Raw genomic sequence first — 4,463 nt, forward strand, 5'->3', positions numbered from 1 at the left:
GGATACCCGGGAGAGTGGTATCTACTGGTTTTGACTTAATTAATCACGGATTGTTTCCCATACGTTTAGAAGAAGTTAAGGTTGAAGATTTTGAAGGTGTGAAAATACTTCAAATAAACGCCGTAGTTAGTAAGTCGGGAGAAAATGTTGGCAGTGCTTTTCCCGGCTATCCAGAAGAGGAAGGATTTGAAGCAGAAGATGTACCCGGCGCTACGCTTCCTGTCGTTTGGGGAAGACGGCGAAGTGAAAGTACCGGACTACCCTATCGATACGGTATAATGATAACTTATCAGGAGTTACGACCAAAAGTTTCTTATGCTAAGGAGATAAGTATTAATTACCGTTATTTAGGCTGGCCGATGATTCTCAACCGTCGTTTTGAATAATTTTCCAGGGAGTGGAAGCATGGAACTGGCCTCTATTTTTATCGTAAGTTTGGTGGCGCTGGTGGTTAATGTTCCCCTCGGTCGGTGGCGAGCCAGTGTTCCCAAGTTTTCTTTCCTCTGGTTTCTGGCCGTACACCTATCGATTCCTTTAATAGTTTATTTACGTATTAAGACCCATTTGGGCATCTCCTACATACCTGTTACTATAGCTTTTGCTGTTTTAGGACAGTATCTAGGGGGGTTATTTTATACCATAGAGTAAATTCAGATTCTTAGCTTATGGGGGGACCTACAGGTTCCCCTGGTTTTTTTGAGCTGAAAAAAAGGCCGCTAATAGGAGGAATTTGATGTGGATTACAGTATTCAGTGGAACAAGTGGAAGCATGTTACCAAATTGGACCCGGACAAAAATAATAGCCGCGAATTAATCAAGGAAGTTCGGGATAGTGGGACTGATGCGGTAATCATCGGAGGCACCCAGAGGATAACCCGGGAAAAAGTAACCAAACTCCTAGAGCAAGTACGGAATATCTGTGGACACCATTTGCCAGTTGTGATAGAAGTATCTTCTCCGGAGGCGGTGGTTTCGGGAGCAGATGCCTATTTAATACCAGTGGTACTAAACAGCGGAAAGGTTACATGGTTGGTAGAAGCTCACCGCAAAGTTATGCAGCAAATAGGTGAACTGTTATACTCGATGAAAGGCCCGGAAATATTAATCCCTGAGGCATATGTGGTTCTCAACCCTCTCTCTGCCGTGGCTCAGGTTACGGAAAGCAGGACTGAGTTAGAACCGGAAGAAGTGTTGGCTTATGCTAGAGTGGGCGAAAGGGTTTTCAATTTTCCTATTGTTTATTTGGAGTACAGCGGCATTTACGGTGATCCCCGGCTGGTTAGAATGGTCAAAGAAGGACTGCGTTACGCCCAAGTGTTCTATGGAGGCGGTATCGACAGCGCGGCAAAGGCAAAAGAGATGGCCCGGGCTGCGGATACAGTCGTGATTGGCAATGTTGTCTATGCTAACCGGGATTATCCCCTGAACGATCTGGTTTCTGCCGTAAAAGGTATAAAAAATAAAGCGCCTGAAGGCGCTAACGTTTAACCACCTACCAGAAAAAGGGGCGGCGGAAGAAAAAGAATGGGAAGAAGGGGAAGAACGGAAACAAGAAGGGAAGGAAAAAATGGGGGTTCCCCGGGTTATCATGTTGAGAACAGGGCATTCCGTAATGATAATGTTCATGTACTTGAACTTCATCTTTATGATAACGGTCTCCCGCATATCCGTAGGGAGGACGGTTATAGTAATAATGATAGTGGAGATGTTTCATGGACATACATATCCTCCTTTCGCAGTTCGGTATACCTATAGTATATGTAAACGCTGGGTATCGGGTTAAACAAGTTTCCCGGCGTTCTCTTCAGGGAACAAAAAAGGGAAAGGACCGTCTATAGTAGCAGAAAGGAGGTTATACAGTGAAACAATGGTGGCTACTGATATTGTTGCTATTCGTCTTGGGTGTTATGGGATGTTCTGTCGGGGAGTCAAGGGAGGTAAAAGAGATGGGGCAGGTATTGGTAGGATTAGAAAAGCTTCCTGCGCCGCAAGCGGCCAATTGGGTAGAGTCCTTGCACCGTTCTGCCGGAGTGTTTCAGAAAAAATTTGGGGGATATCGGGTGTTGCTTATAGCAGCAGGAGAGAAGCCTACCGGCGGTTACGATGTGAAGGTTGAGCAGGTTTCTTTGCAGGAGGGGAAGAAATGGGTTGTCCAGGTAGTTTTCACTGAGCCTAAGCCGGGCCAAATGGTAACTCAAGCTATTACTTACCCGTATGAAGTGGTTGCGATTCCTGATGACGGACATCCGATAGAAGTCCACAAGGTGGAAGGAAAAATTTTAGAAAAACTGCGCATTCAAGAAGCAGAATAGAAGGATTTTTAAATCATTTGTGGAACTATTTATAATAATATCAATTTAATAACTTCCCTCCGAACTTTTAGGCCTAAGGCGTAAGCTATGGCTTAGAAGTCGATAGGGTATAGGCTGGAAACGGCTATGCCTCTCCATTGTGGAAAGGAGGTGCATATTATTTACAGTCCGACTGCCGATTTCCGAGCCGGACTTTTTGTTTTTATTTATGGTTAGAAAGGAGTTGAACCAATGCGAAAAGTTAATTTGTTAATTGTTGCTTTCTTTATTCTATTAACCTTAGGAGTGACCGTATCCGGATGTTCATCTGGTGCCGACACTAAGGAAATTATTTTGGCAACTACGACTAGCACTTATGATAGTGGACTTTTGGATGTGTTAATTCCCCTTTTCCAGCAGAAAACCGGTTATACAGTTAAGACAGTACCGGTAGGTACGGGTAAGGCGCTAGCTATGGGGGAGAGGGGCGATGCTGATGTCCTATTAGTACATGCTCCAGAGGCGGAGCGTCCGTTGGTAGAAAAGGGAGTTGTTATCAATTATCGCCGGGTTATGCACAACGATTTTGTAATAGTAGGGCCTCCCGAAGACCCGGCCGGTGTCAAAGGTAGCGGGAGTGCCGCGGAAGCTTTTAAAAAAATAGCTGATAGTGAGGCGCTCTTTCTTTCCCGGGGAGATTCTTCCGGCACTCATAAGAAGGAACTGGGTATCTGGGAGCAAGCCGGTCTGAAACCGCAAGGGAATAAGTGGTATCAGGAAACAGGAACCGGGATGGGGAATACTCTCAATGTCGCTTCCGAAAAAGAGGGTTACACTCTGACGGATCGCGGAACTTATCTTAAGCTGAAAAAGCACCTTCGGTTGGAAATTGTTTTTGAAGGAGATCCGGTACTTATGAATATTTATCATGTCATGCAGGTCAACCCGGAGAAATTTCCCGGGACAAATGAAGAAGGGGGAAGAGCTCTGGTCGATTTCTTGGTGGGACCGGAAGCCCAGGAGGTTATTGGTGAGTACGGGGTGAAAGAATTCGGACAACCTCTATTCTATCCCGATGCCCGGAAGGGAAGGGAGTAGGGAAGGTTGGACTTAATATGGCAGGGATTACGAGAAGGCATTTTGCTTCTCATACAGGGCGATAGGGAAGTACTGGACATTACCCTCCGGACTTTAAAAATATCGGGAGCGGCAACCTTATTGAGCTTGCTCTTAGGGATTCCTTTGGGTTGCTTTCTGGCCTTGAAGCGTTTCCAGGGAAGAAACGCTATCATTACCTTGATTTACACCAGTATGGGCTTGCCGCCGGTGGTGGCGGGTCTTTGGGTAAGTTTGCTGCTGTGGCGTTCAGGGCCCCTTGGTTTTCTAGGACTTATGTATACGCCGGCAGCCATAGTTATAGCGCAGGTGGCGCTGGCAGCACCCATCATTACCAGTTTAACCATAGTAGGAATGCAGCAGATCGATCCTAAACTGGTAATGCAGTTAAAAAGCCTGGGGGCATCGCGATGGCAGCTTTGGTATACCCTCATCAAAGAGGCTCGATTGGCTATAATGGCGGCTGTTATTGCTGGATTCGGCGGAGTAGTTTCAGAAGTAGGAGCCTCTATGATGGTGGGAGGAAATATTGCCGGGCAGACCAGGGTATTAACTACCGCAATAGTCCTGGAAGTTTCGCGGGGGAATTTTTCTAAAGGCATTGCCCTCAGTATAGTTTTGCTGGCACTCGCCTATATTATCATTTTCATACTAACCTTGACACAGCAGCGGGGGAAACTGCATGAAACATAATATAATGGAACTACGAAATGCTGTTGTTGAGAAATCAAAAAAGGTAATCTTGCATATCCCGCGTTTAGAAGTCAGTAGCGGCGAAGTCCTGGCCATAGCGGGAGCCAACGGTGCCGGAAAAAGCACCTTATTGCTAGTACTGGCAGGAGTCCAGAAGCTTTCGCAAGGGAAGCTAATGTTTAAGGGCAGGCCGGTTGGAGTTGACAATAATCTGTTCCTGCGACGGCGAGTTACTTTAGTGATGCAGGATCCTCTTTTACTGAAAACATCGGTTTTTAACAATGTAGCTCTAGGTCTCTACTATAGAGGTCTTGGTAAGCGACAGATTAAAAAGAAAGTAGAATATTGGCTGGGAAAGCTGGG

Annotated in this window: 7 protein-coding genes and 1 riboswitch; all 7 genes read left to right on the forward strand. The window is 45.9% G+C overall.

Features of this window, described 5'->3' with window-relative positions:
* Positions 1–386, forward strand: a 386-nt coding sequence (locus KKC1_RS11100; protein ID WP_192868208.1) for a hypothetical protein, incomplete at its 5' end; no start/stop codon positions are given.
* Between the two features lie 19 nt (positions 387–405).
* Positions 406–648: a hypothetical protein gene (locus KKC1_RS11105; protein ID WP_088554523.1), complete on the forward strand. Its 243-nt coding sequence runs from the start codon at positions 406–408 to the stop codon at positions 646–648.
* Positions 649–735: 87 nt separating this feature from the next.
* Positions 736–1,488 (forward strand): geranylgeranylglyceryl/heptaprenylglyceryl phosphate synthase, encoded by a 753-nt coding sequence (locus tag KKC1_RS11110; RefSeq protein ID WP_202820049.1) that lies wholly within the window; start codon positions 736–738, stop codon positions 1,486–1,488.
* Positions 1,489–1,859: 371 nt separating this feature from the next.
* Positions 1,860–2,312: a protease complex subunit PrcB family protein gene (locus tag KKC1_RS11120; protein ID WP_088554525.1), complete on the forward strand. Its 453-nt coding sequence runs from the start codon at positions 1,860–1,862 to the stop codon at positions 2,310–2,312.
* Positions 2,313–2,357: 45 nt separating this feature from the next.
* Positions 2,358–2,477, forward strand: a riboswitch (molybdenum cofactor riboswitch).
* A 66-nt stretch (positions 2,478–2,543) separates the two neighbouring features.
* Positions 2,544–3,389, forward strand: a complete 846-nt coding sequence (locus KKC1_RS11125; protein WP_088554526.1) for an ABC transporter substrate-binding protein — start codon at positions 2,544–2,546, stop codon at positions 3,387–3,389.
* Between the two features lie 6 nt (positions 3,390–3,395).
* A complete protein-coding gene (locus KKC1_RS11130) occupies positions 3,396–4,100 on the forward strand; it encodes an ABC transporter permease (protein WP_088554527.1) in 705 nt (234 codons plus the stop codon).
* The coding region (locus tag KKC1_RS11135; protein WP_143288741.1) for an ATP-binding cassette domain-containing protein at positions 4,090–4,463 on the forward strand (374 nt) is incomplete at its 3' end. The genes KKC1_RS11130 and KKC1_RS11135, both read left to right, overlap by 11 nt.

The sequence above is a fragment of the Calderihabitans maritimus genome, assembly GCF_002207765.1.
Taxonomy (GTDB): Bacteria; Bacillota; KKC1; order Calderihabitantales; family Calderihabitantaceae; genus Calderihabitans; species Calderihabitans maritimus.